Origin of the sequence: Micromonospora sp. NPDC049891, assembly GCF_040660295.1 — a bacterium.
Classification (GTDB): domain Bacteria; phylum Actinomycetota; class Actinomycetes; order Mycobacteriales; family Micromonosporaceae; genus Micromonospora.
On the sequence record NZ_JBFAML010000027.1, the window covers coordinates 42735 to 61297 of the forward strand.

At 71.9% G+C, this 18563-nt stretch carries 15 protein-coding genes and 1 pseudogene; 7 read left to right on the plus strand and 9 right to left on the minus strand.

What is annotated here, in order from left to right:
* Positions 1 to 43 precede the first annotated feature (43 nt).
* A complete protein-coding gene (locus tag AB0I71_RS26345) occupies positions 44 to 610 on the minus strand; it encodes a GNAT family N-acetyltransferase (RefSeq protein WP_357588987.1) in 567 nt (188 codons plus the stop codon).
* Positions 611 to 752: 142 nt separating this feature from the next.
* Complete coding sequence (locus AB0I71_RS26350) at positions 753 to 3362, minus strand: glycoside hydrolase family 9 protein (protein ID WP_357588989.1); 2610 nt, start codon at positions 3360 to 3362, stop codon at positions 753 to 755.
* A gap of 220 nt (positions 3363 to 3582) precedes the next feature.
* Between AB0I71_RS26350 and AB0I71_RS26355 the strand changes: the two genes are divergently transcribed.
* Complete coding sequence (locus tag AB0I71_RS26355) at positions 3583 to 4311, plus strand: protein phosphatase 2C domain-containing protein (RefSeq protein WP_357588991.1); 729 nt, start codon at positions 3583 to 3585, stop codon at positions 4309 to 4311.
* An 88-nt stretch (positions 4312 to 4399) separates the two neighbouring features.
* On the opposite strand, the pseudogene AB0I71_RS26360 reads toward AB0I71_RS26355, so the two are convergent.
* The 3 genes and pseudogenes from AB0I71_RS26360 to AB0I71_RS26370 form a co-directional block, all read right to left on the minus strand.
* Positions 4400 to 7126: pseudogene (locus AB0I71_RS26360) on the minus strand (ATP-dependent helicase C-terminal domain-containing protein); the annotation flags it as partial.
* 1312 nt (positions 7127 to 8438) lie between these two features.
* Positions 8439 to 8630, minus strand: coding sequence for a DUF397 domain-containing protein (locus AB0I71_RS26365; RefSeq protein ID WP_357588993.1), 192 nt, complete (start codon positions 8628 to 8630; stop codon positions 8439 to 8441).
* Between the two features lie 43 nt (positions 8631 to 8673).
* A complete protein-coding gene (locus AB0I71_RS26370) occupies positions 8674 to 9516 on the minus strand; it encodes a helix-turn-helix transcriptional regulator (protein WP_357588995.1) in 843 nt (280 codons plus the stop codon).
* 141 nt (positions 9517 to 9657) lie between these two features.
* Between AB0I71_RS26370 and AB0I71_RS26375 the strand changes: the two genes are divergently transcribed.
* From AB0I71_RS26375 to AB0I71_RS26385, 3 genes are read left to right on the plus strand one after another with little or no spacing between them, the layout of a single operon-like run.
* Complete coding sequence (locus AB0I71_RS26375; RefSeq protein ID WP_357588997.1) at positions 9658 to 10284, plus strand: GPP34 family phosphoprotein; 627 nt, start codon at positions 9658 to 9660, stop codon at positions 10282 to 10284.
* 37 nt (positions 10285 to 10321) lie between these two features.
* Entirely contained in the window at positions 10322 to 11845 is a 1524-nt protein-coding gene (locus AB0I71_RS26380; protein WP_357588999.1) for an APC family permease, read from the plus strand.
* Positions 11842 to 12435 (plus strand): GNAT family N-acetyltransferase, encoded by a 594-nt coding sequence (locus AB0I71_RS26385; RefSeq protein WP_357589001.1) that lies wholly within the window; start codon positions 11842 to 11844, stop codon positions 12433 to 12435. The genes AB0I71_RS26380 and AB0I71_RS26385 overlap by 4 nt, the downstream gene beginning before the upstream one ends.
* A gap of 59 nt (positions 12436 to 12494) precedes the next feature.
* Here the strand turns inward: AB0I71_RS26385 and AB0I71_RS26390 are convergent, their stop codons facing one another.
* On the minus strand, positions 12495 to 13319 hold the full coding sequence (locus tag AB0I71_RS26390; protein ID WP_357589003.1) for a SigB/SigF/SigG family RNA polymerase sigma factor: 825 nt from the start codon (positions 13317 to 13319) through the stop codon (positions 12495 to 12497).
* A gap of 392 nt (positions 13320 to 13711) precedes the next feature.
* On the opposite strand from AB0I71_RS26390, the gene AB0I71_RS26395 reads away from it, so the two are divergent.
* Positions 13712 to 14446: a hypothetical protein gene (locus AB0I71_RS26395; protein ID WP_357589005.1), complete on the plus strand. Its 735-nt coding sequence runs from the start codon at positions 13712 to 13714 to the stop codon at positions 14444 to 14446.
* Here the strand turns inward: AB0I71_RS26395 and AB0I71_RS26400 are convergent.
* A complete protein-coding gene (locus tag AB0I71_RS26400; protein WP_357589055.1) occupies positions 14395 to 15984 on the minus strand; it encodes a phospholipase D-like domain-containing protein in 1590 nt (529 codons plus the stop codon). The two genes, AB0I71_RS26395 and AB0I71_RS26400, sit on opposite strands and share 52 nt — an antisense overlap.
* Positions 15985 to 16106: 122 nt before the next feature.
* On the opposite strand from AB0I71_RS26400, the gene AB0I71_RS26405 reads away from it, so the two are divergent.
* On the plus strand, positions 16107 to 16235 hold the full coding sequence (locus AB0I71_RS26405) for a hypothetical protein (protein ID WP_357589007.1): 129 nt from the start codon (positions 16107 to 16109) through the stop codon (positions 16233 to 16235).
* A gap of 45 nt (positions 16236 to 16280) precedes the next feature.
* On the opposite strand, the gene AB0I71_RS26410 is transcribed toward AB0I71_RS26405, so the two are convergent.
* Together AB0I71_RS26410 and AB0I71_RS26415 are read right to left on the minus strand one after the other, a co-directional pair.
* Positions 16281 to 17267: a pirin family protein gene (locus AB0I71_RS26410; protein WP_357589009.1), complete on the minus strand. Its 987-nt coding sequence runs from the start codon at positions 17265 to 17267 to the stop codon at positions 16281 to 16283.
* Positions 17268 to 17277: 10 nt separating this feature from the next.
* Positions 17278 to 17760, minus strand: a complete 483-nt coding sequence (locus AB0I71_RS26415; RefSeq protein ID WP_357589012.1) for a MarR family transcriptional regulator — start codon at positions 17758 to 17760, stop codon at positions 17278 to 17280.
* A 174-nt stretch (positions 17761 to 17934) separates the two neighbouring features.
* Between AB0I71_RS26415 and AB0I71_RS26420 the strand changes: the two genes are divergently transcribed.
* Positions 17935 to 18456 carry a GNAT family N-acetyltransferase gene (locus AB0I71_RS26420; RefSeq protein ID WP_357589013.1) on the plus strand — a complete coding sequence of 174 codons (522 nt, stop codon included), beginning with the start codon at positions 17935 to 17937 and terminating at the stop codon, positions 18454 to 18456.
* Positions 18457 to 18563: the final 107 nt, after the last annotated feature.

The window sequence follows — 18563 nt, forward strand, 5'->3', positions numbered from 1 at the left end:
TCAGCGGCACTTTGAAGATCGACAATCGCCGCTAACCTCATGATCAACGCGAGCGGGGTGGGGGGTTGGGGTTGGGGTGGATGGGGCGGGTGAGGATTTGGCCGGGCCAGGGGGGACGGTTGGGGCGGGACACGGTGAAGGGGTCGGTGGGGGTGAAGCCCTGGCGTTCGTACCAGCGCACAAGCGCACCGTCGTCGCCGGCGTAGCAGTCCACCCGCAGCAGCCCGACCCCGCGTTCCCGGGCCAGGTCCGCGGCGTGCGCCAGCAGCCGCCCACCGATTCCCCGCCCGGCGTACGCCCGGTCGGTGACCAGCAGGTTGACGTACAGCTCGGGTTCGGTCGCGGGCGGCACGTACTCGGTGGCGGTCCCCACCACCAGCGCACCGGCCGGACGTCCGTCCACCTCGGCCAGCCACAGCCCGCCGCCGGTGGCCCACGCGTCGGCCTGGGCGACCCGGCGGGGATCCGTTGAGGCGGGCTGAGCGCCCCACTGCCCGGTCCGACCCTGCCGCACCAGCCAGGCCGTCGCGTCATCGAGCAGCCGCAGCACCGTCGCCGCGTCCGCCGCCCCACCGCTGCGCAGCACCAGCACCCCGTCGAGATCACCCACCATCCCATCCTCCCGCACGCCGCCGGCCCGGCCACCACCCGACGATCACAAAGTTCTGGTCCGGATCCCTGACGGATCCGGACCAGAACGTGGGTTGGGGGCCGGGTGGGGCGCCGGTCGCCGACGGCACCCCACCCGGGGATCAGGACACGGTGCAGGGCGCGCCGTTGACCGTGATCAGGTTGGGGGCGGGGTTGGCACCGCCACCGGTGGTGGCGTTGAAACCGAACATCACCGATCCGCCCGGGTTGATCCGCGAGTTGTACGACTCGCTCTTCGCGGTCACCGTTGCCCCGGACTGCGTCACGTTGGCCATCCACGCGTCGCGCACCTTGGCGTCACCGGTGAACGCGAACCGGGCGGTCCAGCCGTTCACCGTGGCAGTGCCGGTGTTGCGGATGTTCACCTGGGCGGTGAAGCCGGTGCCGCCCTGCCACGAGCCGTAGTTGGTGTACGACACCGAGCAGGTGGGTGCCGGCACCGCACCGGCGTCGCCCTGGTCGGCCAGGAACGAGGCGATCCAGGCCAGCGCCGAGTTCCAGTTGATCGCCACCTCGTTCGTGGAGTACGAGGCGATGTCGTCGACGAAGCAGAACATCGGCGCGCAGCCCTCGAGCAACTGCTCCACGAACGGGTCCTGGAGGGCGGCGTTCGGTCCACCGGCGATCGAGCCGGCCGGCGGCTTCGGCATGCTCGGGTCGAGCTGGAAGCCGAAGATCCGGCTGTGCTGGTTCTCCGCCGCGTGCTCGCCCCACCCGGTGACGTACGAGATGTTCAGCGCGTTGCGCCCGAGGATGTAGTCCATCGTCTGCATCGCGCCGTCGCGGTACTTCGCCGCTCCGGTCAGGTCGAACGCGGTGGCCAGCACGACGGCGTTGTTGATGATGGCGCCGTTGCCGCCCCAGAAGTAGCTGTCCGGGTCGCCGGGCATGGGCAGCCCGTACGCCTGCCGGCGGATCTCGGCGAGGTAGCCGTCGGCGGCGGCGGTGACCGACGCGCGGATCCGGGTCAGCTCGGCGGCCGGCAGCCCGTTCGGCACGGTCGCCAGGTCGAGGCGGCCCAGCGCGGCCACGCTCTGCCAGCCGAAGCCACGGGCGTCGAAGACGTCACCGGTGTGGTGCGGCGAGGCGGTCAGGTCGGTCAGGTAGGTGCGCTCGCCGGTGGTCAGGTACAGCTCGGCGGCCGCCCAGTAGAACTCGTCGGTGACGTTTGTGTCGTCGTACGGGCCACCGCCGTTGCCGGTCGACGGAGCGTACCGGGCCGGGTTGGCCTTGGCTGCCGCGTACGCGGTCTTCGCCGCCTTACCGCAGCGCTGCGCGAACTCCTTGTCGTACGGGGCGAACAGCCGGGCGCACTGGGCGGCCACGGCCGCCAGGTTCAGCGTGGCGGCGGTGGACGGCGGGTGCAGCTCGCGCGGCTCCGGGTCGTCCTCGGGCTGCATCGGCAGGCCGGTCCAGTTCCGGTCGTGGATCTTGTGGTGGGCCATTCCGGCCAACGGCTTGCCGGCCGGCACCTGCATCCGCAGCAGGAACTCCAGCTCCCAGCGGGCCTCGTCGAGGATGTCCGGCACCCCGTTGTCCCGCTCGGGCAGCCGCAGCGTCCCGTCGCCGAGGTCGGCGCCGAATCCGGCCGTGGCGGCGTTCTTGGTCCGCTCGAAGATGCTCAGCAGCTGGTAGGTGGCGATACCGCCGTTGACCACGTACTTGCCGTGGTCACCCGCGTCGTACCAGCCGCCCCGCACGTCGAGGCGGTAGTCGCAGGTCCCGGCGACGCAGGGCACGTCGGTGTCACCCTGGTTCGGGGCGACGCCCAGGTGACCGGCGGGGCGGGCGTACTCCTCGCCGACCAGGTCACCGTCGATCTCGATGCCGCTGCGCTGGATGTAGAAGAACTGCAACGCGTCCGAGCGGAGCTGGTCGTAGAGCGTGCCGGAGATGTCGAACGGGTGACTGACCTCGCCGTCCACGGCCAGCGTCAGCCCCCGACCCGGGGTGCGGTACGACGAGAAGTCCACCGAATGCACGTTCTGCGCCGAGGCCTGGTCGACCCCGCGGGGAGTGGTGGTGCCGCTGGCCAGCACCGCACCGGAGGCGGCGTGCAGCTTCCACGGCAGTGCCTCGGTCGCCTCGGTGACCACTGTGGCGTTCTTCGGTCCGCCGGGCAGGTAGCCGACCTGGTTCACCCGGACCCTCGGGCCGGTGTCCGGCACGTACGGCTCGGGCGGGTTGCCGCCGCGCAGCGAGATGTTGTCCAGGCAGACGGTCCGCGGCTCGGCGCTACCGCCGATCTGGAAGATCAGCTGGGCGCGACTGTCGTCGGTCGGGGCGACGAAGGTGCGCTCGACGCGCTGCTGGGTCGGTGTCGCGGCGACGTTGACCGAGTAGTAGCCGGTGTAGGGCTCGCTGCCGAGTTGCAGCACGGCGGCCACCGGGCCACCGGGGGTGGAGGTGACGTCGAAACCGAGGGTGTACTCGGCGCCGGCGATCAGCGGAAGCGCGTCGTGGCCGATGCCGGCGTCCCAGGGGTTGGCCAGGCCACCGGCCACGGAGGCGCAGAGCTGGCCGTCGACCACGCCAAGGGAGTTGGTGCCGTAGGAGAACCAGGGCGACGAGCCCTCGCTGAAGTCACCGTTGCGGATCTGTTCAGGTGCGTCGGCGGGTGGATCGGCGAAAGCGGTGCCGGCGCTAACGCCGACCAGCGCCACGGCGGTCGCTGCGGCGAGCACCGCGAGACGACGTCGGGATGGCGTCACGGGGGAGTCCTTCCGACGAGCGGGACGGAACTGGCGAAGTGGGGGTACGGACCTGGGAGCGCTCCCAGGTATCGGGCATGTTTCCAGGACGCGCAGGACATGTCAATCGATCGCATCCGATGGGAATTCACGTTCACCGTCAGTGAGATTCACCGCGCCACGCCGGGCGGTCCTGATCTCCTAGAGACAACCGAGCCCTACTCCTGGCAGGCTGCGTGCCATGACCCTGAAGCTGCGTTCCGCCGGGACGAGCGACCGTGGGCTGATCCGCAGCGGAAACCAGGACGCGTTGCACTCCGGCACCTGGCTGGTCGCCGTCGCCGACGGCATGGGCGGCATGGCCGCCGGGGACCTGGCCAGCGCCATCGCCATCGGGGCGGTGGCCCCGCTGGACGTGGAGACGCCGGAGGACGTGCTGGTCGCCGCGCTCCAGAACGGCATCCAGTTGGCCACCGAGCGGATCCGACAGGCGGTCGCCGAGGATCCCCAGCGGCAGGGCATGGGCACCACGCTCACCGCGCTGCTCTTCGCGCGTACCGGTAGCTGCCTGGCCCTGGCCCACGTGGGTGACTCCCGGGCCTACCTGTTCCGCGACGGTGTGCTCAAGCAGATCACCCGGGACGACACCTTCGTGCAGATGCTCGTCGACCAGGGGCTGATCACTCCGGACCAGGCCGGCAGCCATCCCCGCCGGGCCGTGGTGACCCAGGCGTTGCAGGGCGACGAGGTCTCCCCGACGTACGCGACGATGGTGCCCCGGGCCGGCGACCGCTGGCTGCTGTGCAGCGACGGGCTGTCAAACGTCGTACGCGCCGAGACCCTGGCCGAGGCGATGGCCGGCCAGCCGGACCGGGACGCCTGCGCGCGCAGGCTCATCAACCTGGCGTTGCAGGCCGGTGGACCGGACAACATCACAGTCGTCATCGCGGACGTGGTCGACGAAGCTTGACCGGCGGGTACGCTTGCCGGCCGCTTCGCCAGCGCGGCGAGGCGGGTCAGCTCGGCGGTGGCGCGGTGGTGCCTGCCCACCGCACCGGTCACCGCCGGCGCCCGCTGTGCCGGGTCGGGGTTGCCGTGGTGGGGTCCTCGGGCCAGGGGTGGCGTGGGTAGCGCCCGCGCAACTCGGCGCGGACCTGGCGGTAGCCGGAGTGCCAGAACGAGGCGAGGTCGGCGGTGACCGCCACCGGCCGGCCGGCCGGGGAGAGCAGGTGCAGCAGCACCGGCACCCGACCGCCACCCACCCGAGGCGCCTCCGGCCACCCGAAGGTCTCCTGAAGCCGGACCGCGAGGACCGGCGCGGCCGGATCGGCGTAGTCGACCCGGATCCGCGAACCGCTGGGCACCGCGATCCGTTCCGGCGCCAACTCGTCCAGCCGCCCGGCCAGCGGCCAGGGCAGCAGCCGGCGTAGCGCCCCCACCACGTCGACGCGGGCCAGGTCGGCCCGGCGTCGGGCGTTGGCCAACTCCGGCCCGAGCCAGTGCGGCGCGTCGGCCAGCAGCGCCTCGTCGGAGACGTCGGGCCAGTCGTCGCCGAGCGCGTACCGGCAGAACGCCAGCCGCTCACGCAGCGCCCTGGCCGCCGGCGTCCAGGTCAGCAGGTCGAGGCCGGTGTCGCGCAGTCCGGTCAGCAGGGCGGCGATCACCTCGTCCCGGTCGGGACGAGCCAGCGGACGGTCGACCAGCCCGATGGCACCCAACCGGAGCACCTCCCTGGCCACCACGTCCCCACCCGACCAGCCGACCTCCCGCTCGCTGCGCAGCAGCGAGCCGGCCACCTCGCGGGCGGTCACCTCGTCGAGGACGGCGGCGAGCCGGATCCGGGCGGCCGGTGTGCCGGGAGCACGGTCGGCCACCGCGACCGCCAACCATTCGACGCCCGCCAGCCCCGAGCCGGGCGCCAGCTCCGCCGCGGTCCCGCCACTCATCAGGTACGCCGAACCGCCCGGCCGCCGCACCCGGGCCAGCCGTTCCGGGTAAGCCAACCCGACCAGCAGCCCGGCCGCGAGGTCATCGGGCAACCACTCCCGCTGATCGCCAACCGGCCGATGCCCACGCCGCCCGTCAGGTTCCCTGGTCCCAGGCCTAGTCGTCCGTCCGTCCGGCGTCTCGCGTCCGTCCGGCGTCTCGCGTCCGTCCGGCGTCTCGCGTCCGTCCGGCGTCTCGCGTCCGTCCGGTGTTTGGCGTCCGTCCGGCGTCTCGCGTCGGTCCGGTGTTTGGCGTCCGTCCGGCGTCTGGCGCCTGTCCGGTGTTTGGCGTTCGTCCGGCACCGGGCCTGGCTTCGGCCGTCCGTCCGGTTCCCCCGGGCGGTCGGGGTTCGGTAGCCGGCCCGACTCGGCGGGTGGGAGGGCGGCGCGCAGCCGGCGTACCTCGGCACGCCAGCGGGCCGTGGCGCCCGGGTCGGTGCCGGCCCGCAGCCGACGCCAGGCGGCGCCGAGGTCGTCGCCGGATCCGACAACTGTCGACTCGGCGAGCAGCGCCACCACCTGCGCGGCTCGGTCGGCACCCACCCGGTCGGCCCCGTCGAGCAGTGCCCGAGCGAGTCGAGGATGTGCTCCGGCGGCGACAACGGCGCGGCCCCGCTCGGTGATCCGCCCGTCCGCGCCGAGCGCGCCGAGAGCGGTGAGCGTCTCGGACGCCACAGTCATCGCCGCCGCCGGAGGCGGATCAGGCAGTGCGAGCCCGGTCCCACCGGGGGCACCCCAGGCGGCGAGTTCGAGGGCGAAGCCGGTCAGGTCGGCCGTGGCGATCTCCGGTTCCGGCTGCGCGGGCAACCGCTCGTGCACCCCCGACGACCAGCAGCGGTACACCTGGCCGGGCGCCTCCCGACCGGCGCGGCCCGCTCGTTGGGTCGCCGCCGCACGGGACACCGGCACGGTGACCAGCGCGCCCAGCCCTCGGGCCAGATCCAGCCGAGCCACCCGGGACAGGCCCGCGTCCACCACCGTCCGTACGCCCGGCACGGTCAGGCTGCTCTCCGCCACCGCCGTGGCCAGCACCACCCGCCGCCGCCCTCCCGCCCGCAGCGCGGCGTCCTGTTCGGCACCGCTCTGGCGACCGTGCAGGCGTAGCACGTCGACACTGTCGCGCAGTTCGGCCAGTCGGCCGGCGACGGCGGCGATCTCGCCCACGCCCGGCAGGAAGACCAGCAGGTCACCCTCCTGCTCACGCAGGGCACGGCGGACGGTGGACGCGACATGGTCGAGCAGTCCCCGGTCCACCGGCCCCGCGCCGGGCGGTGGCACAGATCGCGGCGGTGGTGCCCAGATCCGGGTCACCGGATGCAGCGCCGACGACGCCCGTACCACCGGCGCCGGCACCGTGCCGCCGATCAGGGTGGCGAAGCGGTCCGCCTCCGGGGTCGCCGACATGGCCAGCAACCACAACTCCGGCCGCAGCGCCGCCCGGGACTCCACAGTGAAGGCCAGCGCCAGATCGGCGTCGAGGTGGCGCTCGTGGATCTCGTCGAGCAGCACCGCGTCGACGCCGGCCAACTCCGGGTCGTGGTGCAGCCGGCGAACCAGCAGGCCGGTGGTCACCACCTCCACCCGGGTACGAGGTCCGGCCCGCCGCTCACCCCGAACCGCGTAGCCGACCCGACCACCGACCGGCTCACCGAGCAGGGCCGCCATCCGTCGGGCAGCGGCACGGGCGGCCACCCGGCGGGGCTGGGCGACAATCACCCGCCCGGCCACCGCGTCGGCCACGGCGAGCGGGGCGAGGGTGGTCTTACCGGTGCCCGGCGGCGCGACCAGGACCGCACTACCGGCCGAGCCCAGCGCCGCCACCAGCGTCGGCAGCACCGGCCGGACCGGCAGGTCGATAGGCACGTCGGAGAGCACGGCCCAGTCTCGCACCACCCCCGCAGCCCAGCCGAACACCGACCGACTCCAGGCCCCCGGCCCCTCGTCCCCCGGGCCCCCGGGCCCCCGGGCCCCCGGCCCCTCGTCCCCCGGGCCCCCCGGCCCCTCGTCCCCCGGGCCCCCGGCCCCTCGGCCCCGGCCTGGCCGCCGGCCGGGCGCTCAGCCCTTGGCCCCGGCACTCGGCCCTGTCCGCCAGCCCCGGCGCTCAACCCTTGGCCCCAGAGCCTGCCGCTCGGCCCCTGGCCCCGGAGCCTGGCCCTGGCGTGGCTCGCAACCCGGTCCCCGGTCCAGATCTAGCTCAAGACCCGGGTTCCCAGTTCCAGGCCCTCGGGCTGCCCGACCGATCAGGCGTCTCACCTAGGGCAATGCCATCACGTCTGGTAGTCGCGTCCCGACCTCGCCAATAACTACTTCCGTCCCTTTGCTCTGCTTCAACCCACGCAACGATTACTTTCCGCATTGGTTGGCCGACTGGGATTTTGATCTAGCTCTGATATCGGAGCAGTTCGGGGGGTGTTGCGTCGGTTGAAGCAGAGCAAAGGGCGCGCAAGGGGATACGGGTTGGTGGGCGGCACTGTCACGGACAGTGAGCTGTGGTGTGGGTGCCTCTCGGTAACGGATGGTGACGGCCAAGCTGCTTCAGGCACCTGCCCGGAGATGGCGATCGCGCTCGCGACATCGTCGGAGCTGACCTGACCTCACTTGACCTGACCTGACCTGGCCTGGGCGGCGGCGCCTGGGGTGGGTGGCCGAATGGGCGGTAGGGCCGGCGGGGCCTGGCGGACGGTCGGGCCGGGCTGGCAGGACAGGGCCGCCACCACCGATCCCGACGGGGCCGAGGCCGCCCGCGTCAAGGTCGCCCTGGCGAAGCCGGGCGGAGAAAGGGCCTGGCGGGCGGGCAGCTGGCGGGGAAGAGCGACTCGGCAGGCAGGGCCCGCCTGGCGGGCGGGGCAGCGGTCGGGCCCTGTTGGGCGGGACGGCGGCCGGGGCAGGGGGGCCCGGCGGGCAGGGCCTGGCGGGCAGGGCCTGGCGGGGCAGGGTGGCCGCGGCGGGCTGGAGCGGGGGCGGCTGGCGGGGCAACGCAGGGCAAGCGAGGCGGGGCAGCAGGGCAGCGGGCAGGGCGGGGCAGGGCGGGGGTAGCGGGGCAGGGCGGGGCGGGGCAGCAGGACCGGGCAGCGCGGGGTGGGGCAGGGTCTGGTGGGCGGTGTGCGAGTGGTCAGCGACTGTGGACGCTGGCGACGAAGGCGCTCCAGGCCGATGGCGGGAAGGTAAGCACGGGGCCGTGGCGGTCCTTGCTGTCCCGTACCGCGACCCCACCGTGGACGGTGGCCACCTCGACGCAGTTGCCGTTGCCCACACTGCGCGTGCTGGTGCGCCACTCCGCCCGGGACAGGTCGAGCGCGGTCATCGCGATCCCTTCGTCGATACCGACAGTGACCGCGAGACAGCGGTCACGTAAAGTAGCGAGAAGCTTCCTTCAGGCGGATCAGGGACGCCGCTGGATCGAGTGCCAGATTGCACAGCCTCTCGTGCACAAGGCTATACGAGCGCACCTGCGCGGCCTCTTCCAGTGCCAGGCCCGTGGAGAGATTTTCCAGGTAGACGACGGCCGCGTCGGCCGCGTCGGCGAAGGTGAGGATCACGTACGGCGAATTCATCGCCGGATGTCCGCCGGCGTCGAAGGGAAGTACCTGGATGGTGACGTTCGGTAGTTGAGCGATGGTCTCCAGGTGGGTCATCTGCCCCGCCATGACACTGCGATCGCTGACAGGGCGTAGCAGTACCGCCTCGTTCAGCACCACCGACAGCTCCACCGGATCGTCGCCGCGCAGCACGTCCTGCCGGCGTAGCCGGGCAGCCACCTTGCGGTCCAGATCGTCCTCGCCGGCGGTGAGCCGGTACACCTCACGGGCGTACGCCTCGGTCTGCAACAGGCCGGGCACCGCCTCGGCCTCGTACGTGCGCAGGGTGGCGGCCTCGGCCTCCAGTCCGACGTAGAACTCGAACCATTCCGGGAGTACGTCGCTGTAGTGCTGCCACCAGCCACGTTGCTGGGCGCCCCGGGCGATCTCGATGAGCGCCTCGGCGTCGTTGCCGGTGACCTGGTACAGCGCGAGGGCGGCTCGGACGTCGCGTGGCTTGATGCCGATCTGCGCGTTCTCGATGCGCGACAGGTTGCTCTTGGACATGTCCAACTGTCGGGCGGCGACATCCAGGGTCATCCCGGCATGTTCCCGCAACTGGCGCAGTTCGCGGGCGATTCGGCGGCGTCGGACGGTGGGGCTCGCGGTCACCCTCCGAGTCTGTCACGGGAAAAGGCGCAGGTCGCATCACCACGGAGTGCAACTGCCGAAAACGGGAGTTGCGTTGCAGTTGCGCTCGGTGCATCCTTTCCCGGTTAGCGATCACTGTGGACGGCCGGCTCGGGAGGACGTGTGCTCACCGCCGACGAGTTCTTTCTGATCGCGCACAACGACACCCGGGGCAAGGCGAAGCTGCACCCGGCGGCGACCAGCCTCGGGCTGGCCGGGGGACTCCTCGGCGAACTGGTCCTCTATGGACACATCACGGTGTCCGCCGGTCAGGTGGGCGTGATCGACCGCCGGCCGCCGGCTGACGCGTTGGCGCACACCGTGTTGGACCAGTTGGTGGGAGAGGCCCAACACCAGTCGGTGCGGACCTGGCTCAGCTTCCTCGCCCAGACCTCGGTGAACTCGGTGGGGGATCGGCTGTCCCGGGCCGGCGTGCTGCGGCGGCAGGAGAGCCGGCGGCTGCTGCGGACCGCCGTCACCTACCAGCCGATCGACCTCAACGTGGTGGCCTGGCCGGCCACCCGGCTGCGGGCGCTGCTTGAGCGCGCCGAGCCGCCAAGTGTGCCCGACGCGACGCTGCTCGGCCTGGTCGCCGCCGCCGGCCTCACTCGCGAGGTGCTGTGGAGCGCCGGTCCGCGCGCCCACCACCGGCTCAACCTGATCATCCCGGCTCTGCCGGCCCCGCTGAAGGAACTCGTGGCGCACACCGAGGCCGCCGTCGGTGCGGCGGTGCTGCGCGGCGCTCCCTGACCCGGTACACCCCCTTCCCCTCAGACCGGAGCGGTACATGTCCTCGACAGCGACAACCGAACGACCGAGCAACGTCTCCGAGGCGCTGGCCCGTGGCCGGCTCGGTGTCCCCTCGGTGATCTTCTTCGTCCTCTCCGCGGCGGCACCGCTGACCGTGGTCGCCGGTGTGGTCACCACCGGCTACGGGGTCATCGGAGTGCTCGGCATTCCGCTGGCCTTCCTGGCGGTGGCCGCGGTCCTCGCCGTGTTCTCCGTCGGCTACGTGGCGATGGCCCGTCGGATGGCCAACGCCGGTGCCTTCTACGCGTACGTGGCCCGTGGGCTGGGGCGTCCGGCCGGGGTGGGCACGGCCTGGGTGGCACTTATCGCCTACAACGCCCTCCAGGTCGGTCTCTACGGGACCATCGGCGCGGCGGCCGCACCGGTGCTGGACCGGCTGTTCGGGATCGCGCCGCAGTGGTGGATCGTGGCGCTGGTGGCGTGGGCGCTGGTGGCGATGCTCGGCCTGCTCCGGGTGGACATCAACGGCATGGTGCTGGCGGCGCTGCTCTGCGCCGAGATCGCGATCATCGTGGTGTTCGACCTCGGTCAGCTGGGCAACCCGGCCGGCGGCAGCGTGAGCTTCGCCGCGTTCTCGCCGGAGAACTTCTTCGTGCCTGGCCTCGGCGCGGTGCTGGTGCTGGCGATCCTCGGCTTCGTCGGCTTCGAGGCGGCGGTGGTCTTCAGCGAGGAGAGCAAGGACCCGAGGCGTACGGTGCCGATGGCTACCTACCTGTCCGTGGCGATCATCGCGGTGGTCTACGCGCTCTCCTCGTGGAGCATGACGGTGGCGGTCGGACCGGACCGCATCGTCGAGGAGGCCGGCACCCAGAGCGTCGAACTGATCTTCAACCTGGCCGGTGCGCACCTGGGTGACACCGTGCTGACGATCGGGCAGGCGCTCTTCCTGACCTCGGTGCTGGCCGCCATGATCTCGTTCCACAACACCACCGCGCGCTACACCTTCGCGCTCGGCCGCGAGCGGGTGCTGCCTGCGGTGTTCGGACGGACCTCGCCGACCACCGGCGCACCCCGGGCCGCCTCGCTGGCGCAGAGCGCGCTCGGCCTGGTGGTGATCATCCTGTACGCGGTGAACGGCTGGGACCCGGTCCTGCAGTTGTTCTTCTGGCTGGGCACCAGCGGTGGTTTCGGCGTGCTGCTGCTGATCGCCACCACCGCGGTCGCGATCATCGCGTACTTCGCCCGCAGTGGCGAGCAGGAGACGCTGTGGCGGCGGTTGATCGCTCCCGGCATCGCCGCGATCGCGCTGGTCGTGATCATCGTGCTGGCGGTGCAGAACTTCGCCAATCTGCTCGGGGTGGAGCCGGACTCGCCGCTGCGCTGGGCGATCCCGTTGGCCTACCCGGTGGCGGCGCTGCTGGGTGGGTTGTGGGGCCTGTCGCTGCGGCGGCGACGTCCCGACACGTACGCCCGGATCGGCCTGGGCGCGGAGAGCGCGGCGGCCGTCGTGGTCCCCCCGCCGGTCACCGAGCCGGTGCCGACGGCGGAGGTGCGGCGGTGACGCGGTCGGAGATCGGTCAGCTCGGCGAGGACGACGCCCGCTGGGTCGCCGCCCGGATCGCCGAGGCCTTCATGGTGCTGGACCAGCCCCGCTGGCTGGTGCCGGACGAGGCCAAGCGGGAGTCGGTGCTGGCCGGGAACTTCGAGATCATCGTCGACCACGCCATCCGGCACGGTCTGGTGTTCGGCACCGAGGATCGGGCCGGGGTGGCGGTCTGGCTGCCGTCGGTCGGCGAACCACTGCCGCCGCCGGAGGACTACGACGCCCGGCTGGCGTCGGCGTGCGGGGAGTGGACTCCGAACTTCGTGCACCTTGACGAGTTGTTCGCCGCCAACCATCCGCATGCCGATCATCACCATCTGGCGTTGCTGGCCGTGCGTCCCGACCGTCAGGGCCAGGGCGTCGGCACGGCGCTGCTGCGCCACCATCACGCCTGGCTGGACGACAACGGCATGCCGGCGTACCTGGAGGCGAGCAGCGAGACGAGCCGCGACCTGTACGCGCGGCACGGCTACCGGGTCGCCGAGCCGTTCCGGCTGCCCGACGGTACGCCGTTCTGGCCGATGTGGCGGGAGCCCGTCGCCCGCTGAGGTGACGCGAACACGATGGGGGCCGGGTCCGTCGGACCCGGCCCCCATCGCCACCCCTCTCAGTACGTGCCGTCGAGCTGCCCCCGCAGCTTCGTCAGGGCCCGGGCCAGCAGCCGGGACACATGCATCTGCGAGACGCCGATCTGGTCCGCGATCTGCGACTGCGTCAGGTTGCCGTAGAACCGCAGCGTCAGGATCTTCTGCTCACGCTCGTCGAGCGTGGCCAGCGCCGGGCCCAGCGCCACCCGCAGCTCGGCCAACTCGAACTCGCTGTCCTCGCCGCCGAGCATGTCGCCCAGCTCGGTCGCGCGGTCGCCGTCACCGGTCGGGGTGGACAGCGACACCGCGTTGTACGCGCGGGCGCCTTCCAGGCCCTCCAGCACCTCTTCCTCGGTGAGCTTGAGGTGGGCGGCGATGTCGGCGACCGTCGGGGAACGGCCCAGGGTCTGCAGCAGGGAGCTGTTGGCGTCGGAGATGGCCAGCCGCAGCTCCTGCAGCCGGCGGGGTACCCGGATGTCCCACGTCCGGTCACGGAAGTGGCGCTTCAGCTCGCCGATGATGGTGGGGATCGCGTAGCCGGCGAAGTCGACCCCGCGGGAGGGGTCGAACTTGTCGATGGCCTTGATGAGGCCGACGGCGGCGGTCTGCGCGAGGTCGTCGGTGGGCTCGCCGCGACCGCTGTAGCGGTGGGCGAGGTGGTTGGCCAGTGGCAGCCAGGCCTCGATCGCCCGGTCGCGCAGCGCGGCCCGGGAGGGGTGTCCGGCCGGCAGCGCAGCCATGGCGTTCAGCAGCTCGGCGGCGCTGTCGGTGAGCGCCCGCGGGTCGAGCTTCGGGGTCGTGGTTGCCGGGGTGGTCGCCGATTCGGTGATCGTTGACGCGGTCATGGTGGTCCTCCCTGCACCTCGTCCGCGGATATAGACGTGACGCTTTGGTTAGTTCTGTTAGTACGTTCGGGAGTCACCTTAGCCCGATCGTCTCCCGAAAATCTAGCCGAACGGACGATGTACTTACGTTATTTCTGGGCAGGAATGCCGCAAAAGGGTGCACGGCGGCGTGTCGGGTGAGGTGAGATCGCTGCGGGAATGGCGTCAGAACGACCGATCGGACGAGTCGGCAATGTCCGTGCGTGCCTCGTCGTCGGGTCGGACGAGGGCAGCAGGACGACGAACGGACGATGTCTGCCGCGGGTGGCAAGCGGAGTGTCGCCAATCCGTCGTTGTCCCGTGTACGGGACCGGGCTTAGCGTCGCGGGGTACATCCCTGATCCGGAGGTGCCGTGCTCGACCCCGCCGTTCCCCACCTCGTCGTGAACAGCCGGACGCTGTACTTCAGCTGGCTGCCGGCAGACCCGGACGCGGTGGCGGCGCTGGTCCCCGCGGGGCTGCGGCCCCATCCGGACGGGGAGGTCTTCATGAACCAGTACGTGGTGGACGACGCGAGCCAGACCTCCGGCTTCGGCTCCTACTCGCTGACCTACCTCGGCGTCACGCTCGTCGGGATGGACGCCCCGGACGGGGTGACCCCGGGCGGCTGGTGGACCCACTACGTCACCTGTAGCGAGCGGGTACGCGGCTACGCCCTGGCCCGGGGCGCGCCGGCCGTGCCCGGCCGCACCAGCATCACCGCGCACGGCGACACGATCGTCACCGAGACCAGCATCGCGGGCGACCCGGTGATCCGGGCCCAGGTGCGGGTCGGGGACACCGGGCACGCCGTGCACAACGGCCACCACCGCTACCTCACCGAGTTGCACGGTCAGCTGGTCAGCAGCATCTACGCGGTGGTCGCCGAACCGTCCACCTCGTTCGAGATCGAATCGGTCGAGTTCCTCGATCCGGACCACCCGGTGTACGCGTTGCGCCCGGAGAACCCGCTCACCATCGCCTGGGGCTACTACTCGCCGCGCTCCTCGTTCGCGTACCCCGGTGGGCTGACGGTGCTCGGCGAGTTGGAGCCGGGCTACCAGGTGCCGGACCGGCGGGCGCGCAGCGGCCTGCCGTCGGGGTCGTAGACCAGGCGGTACGCGGGCAGCGCCCAGGCCCGGGTCCACCAGGGCAGCCGCCGTGATCGGTGCGGTCGCAACCGGCCGGGTGGGCGCGGTCCCAGCTGTCCGCCGTCGTACCAGCGTTGCAACGCCTCGGCAGCGGCGGTGATCGCGGCGACCGCGTCGTCCGGGTCGATCAGGTCGGCGTCGTCGCCGCCGCCCGGGTCGCGGTCCAGGTGCTCGCGGAGCAGCCGCAGCCGTAGCTCCCGGGCGAACCGCCGCGCCCTGTCGCCCCGGCCGGCCGGATCGAGCGGGTGCCGTTCGTCCGGGGTGTCGTCCAGCACCGCGCAGGACAGTTCGCTGTCGTGGGTCCAGGACCGCCGGTTGAAGTTGTCACTGCCGACACTGGCCCATACGTCGTCGACCACGCACACCTTGGCGTGCACGTAGACCGGGGTGCCGGTCTGGTTCTCCACGTCGAAGACGTGCACCCGCCCCGACGCCGCCCGCTCGCACAGGGCCAGCGCCTGCTCGCGACCGACAGTGTTCGGCGGCAGTGCGAACCGCCCGTCCACGTCGGGATGGCGCGGTACCACCGCGACCAGGTGCAGCTCCGGATTGTCGCGCAGCGCTGCGGCGAAGAGATCCGCGACCTCGGTGGACCAGAGGTACTGGTCCTCCAGGTAGATCAGTCGACGGGCCCGGCGTACCGACTTGGTGTAGCCCCGGGCGACCGTGCGCTCGCCGTCCGGGGCGAACGCGTACCGGGGCCGGACCGCCGGGTAGGTGCGCAGCACCTGAACGTGGTGCGGCCCGCAGGCCGGTGGATCGGCCGGTTGGTCCGGCAACTTCCCGGGCGTGAGGTCGCTGCCGCGGAGCCGGTCGCGCAGATAGGCAAGCGGGTTTTCCGAGTCCAGCGGCATCGGGTCGGTCCAGCGCTCGCGGAACGTGGTGTCCAGCGCGCCCACCACCGGCCCGCGCAGCGCGAGCTGCACGTCGTGCCAGGGCGGGTGGTCACCGTAGGCGGCCGCCATCCGTACCGCCTGCGGGTCGCCGTGGTGCGCGCCGTCGTCGCGACGGCTGTGGCACAGGTCGATGCCGCCGACGAAGGCGATGTCCCTGCCGGGGGCGGCCGGACGGCGCAGCACCACCAGCTTCTGGTGGTGTGATCCACCTCGCCGGACCCGCTGGTCGAGCAGCACCTCACCGCCGGCGGCGGAAACCGCCTCGCTGAGGTTGCGGTTCTCCTGGTGGCTGTAGGACAGCACGTCGAGGTGTGAGCGCCAGATCAGACCCTTGACGACCACGCCGCGCTGGGCGGCGCGGGCGAACAGCTGGGAAACCGTCGGTCCGTCCGGACGTAGGCGCTCGTCCGGGTCGCCCCGCCAGTCGGCGAAGAAAAGGTGGTCGCCGGCACCCAGCTCCTCCACCTCGGAGACGAGACGGTCGAAGTACGCGGCACCGTGAATCAGCGGCTCGGCGAGGTTTCCACTGGTCCAGACGGGTAACTCAGAGACCGGGTTGGCGCGTTCCGGTGCGGTGAGGAACCAGTCCTGCAGCGGCACGCTCCCGCCCTCGGAGAGGTCGTTCACGTCCTCACGATACGAACCCAGGGTCGGGCTCGCACGCCGGTGAGCTGCCGGCTGACAGCGACCGACCCCCACCCCGAGCAGCGAGGAGCCGAAGCATGTCCGGCGAGCCGACGAACTCCGCGACCGACCACCGCGAGCAGGCGGTTGAGGGCGAGCGGGGGGCGCTGTTGACCGTACTGGTGATGGTCCTGCTCGGCGTGGCCGGCATCTTCGCCGTCTCCTGAGCAGGGCGGCCCGGAAACCGGAGCCGCCCTGCACCCAGTGGTTGATCAGGGACGCTCGCCCTGGCCGCCGGTGTGCGGCAGTCGTTCTGCCGGCACCACGCCGAGCCGTCCGGCCTGGAAGTCCTCGAACGCCTGGATGAGCTCGTCGCGGGTGTTCATCACGAACGGCCCGTAGTGCGCCACCGGCTCCCGGATCGGCAGGCCGCCCATGATGTAGAGGTCCAGCGTGGGGTTACGGCCGTCCTGGCGGGCATTGGCCTTGAACCGCAACGCGTCGCCCGGCCCGTGCACGGCGAGCTGCCCGGTCCGTACGCTGCGCCCGTTCGCGCCGACCGTGCCTCGACCGCCGAGCACGTACACCAGCGCGTTGAAGTCGGACCGCCAGGGCAGGTCCACCTGCGCCCCGGGCTCGACCGTCACGTGGGTGACGGTGATCGGGGTGTACGTGGAACCGGGCCCCTGGTGGCCGGCGATCTCACCGGCGATCACCCGGATCAGCGCGCCGCCGTCCGGGGTGGTGAGCAGCGCCGCCTGGTTGCCTCGGATGTCCTGGTACTTCGGTGCGCTCATCTTGGCGGCCCGGGGCAGGTTGACCCACAACTGGGTGCCGTGGAACAGCCCACCGCTGACGACCAGGTGCTCCGGCGGGGCCTCGATGTGCAACAGGCCGCTACCGGCGGTCATCCACTGGGTGTCGCCGTTGGTGATCGTGCCGCCGCCGCCGTGGCTGTCCTGGTGGTCGAAGATCCCGTCGATGATGTAGGTGACGGTCTCGAAGCCCCGGTGCGGGTGCCAGGAGGTTCCCTTCGGCTCGCCGGGGGCGTAGTCCACCTCGCCCATCTGGTCGAGCATGATGAACGGGTCCAGCTCGCTCATCGGCACCCCGGCGAAGGCCTTGCGCACCGGGAAACCCTCGCCCTCGAAGCCGCTGGGCGCGGTGGTGAGCCGGCGAACCGGCCGGAACGCGGTGGACTCGTCGAGCCGGGGCAGCCGGGGCAGGACGAGGACGTTGTCGACGGTGATGGCGGGCATCGGGGCTCCTTCAGTTGTCGCCGGGGGTGGCGTCGTTGCCGTCGGCCCCTCGCAGCCGTCGGCCGAGCCGGGTGAAGATCCTGGTCAGGAAGGCGACCTCGGCGTCGTCGAGGTCGTCCACGAGATGGGTACGCACGGAATGCAGGTGGTGCGGTGCGGCCTCCCGCAGCGCCAGCAGCCCGGCGGCGGTCAGCACCGCCTCGCTGCCCCGCCCGTCCTGCGGGCAGGGTTGCCGGGCGACCAGGCCCCGCCGCTGCATGGAGGAGACCTGATAGGTCAGCCGGCTGGGTGAGAAGACCAGGCGGTCGGCCAGCTCGCCCATCCGCAGTCGTTGCCCTGGAACCTCGGAGAGCAGCACCAGCACGTGGTAGTCGGCGAAGCTGAGCCCGCTGGCGGCGCGTAGGTCGTCCTCCAGCCGGGTGAACAACCGCTGGCTGGCCTCGATGTATGTCCGCCAGGCGGTCAGGCGGTCGCGGTCCAGGCTCTCGGTCACGCCGCCAAGGTAGCACTTATTCAAAATTTGAACAACAAGCTCCCGTCGTGGTGATCGTCGCCGGTGAGGGGAGCCGTCGGGAGCTGTGGTCAAGCTTTGAAGGAAATGGGCCGGTCGGGTCTTCGGGAGGAATCCGGTGCGCGCCCGGTACGGGTGGTGTGAGACTCTGCGGCCGTGGAACTGACCGCTCCTGGCCTGCTGCTGCGTCCCTGGCGGGCGGCGGACGCGCCCGCCGTGCTGGATGCCTGGCAGGATCCGGCGATCGCGCAGTGGAACCCGCAGGGTGACCCGCTCGACCTCGATGCCGCGCTGCGCTGGCTACGGTGGCGGGCCGACTGGTCCGGCGGCGGCCACGTGGCGTTGGCGGCGGTCGACCCGACCGACCCGGAGCGCCTGCTCGGCTCGGTCTCGTTGCACCGCATTCACGCCGGCGACGCCTCGATCGGCTACTGGACCGTGGCCGCCGCTCGTGGCCGCGGGGTCGCCACGGCGGCGGTCGTGCGGCTCAGCCGGTGGGCCTTCACCGACCTCGGGCTGGAGCGGATCGAGCTCTGCCACGCGGTGGCCAACCCCGCGTCCTGCCGGGTCGCCGAGCGTGCCGGCTTTCCGGCCGAGGGCACCCTGCGGCAGTCGCACCGCTACGGCGACGGCCGCCGCTACGACGAGCACCTGCACGCCAGGCTCGCCAGCGACTGACCCCCGCGTCCGCGCCGAGTGGGCGGCCCCACGCGTGGCGGGGCCGCCCTGGGTGCGGTGCCGGCGGGGTCAGCCCGCCGGCTGTGCCGCGCCCACGCAGGTTGAGC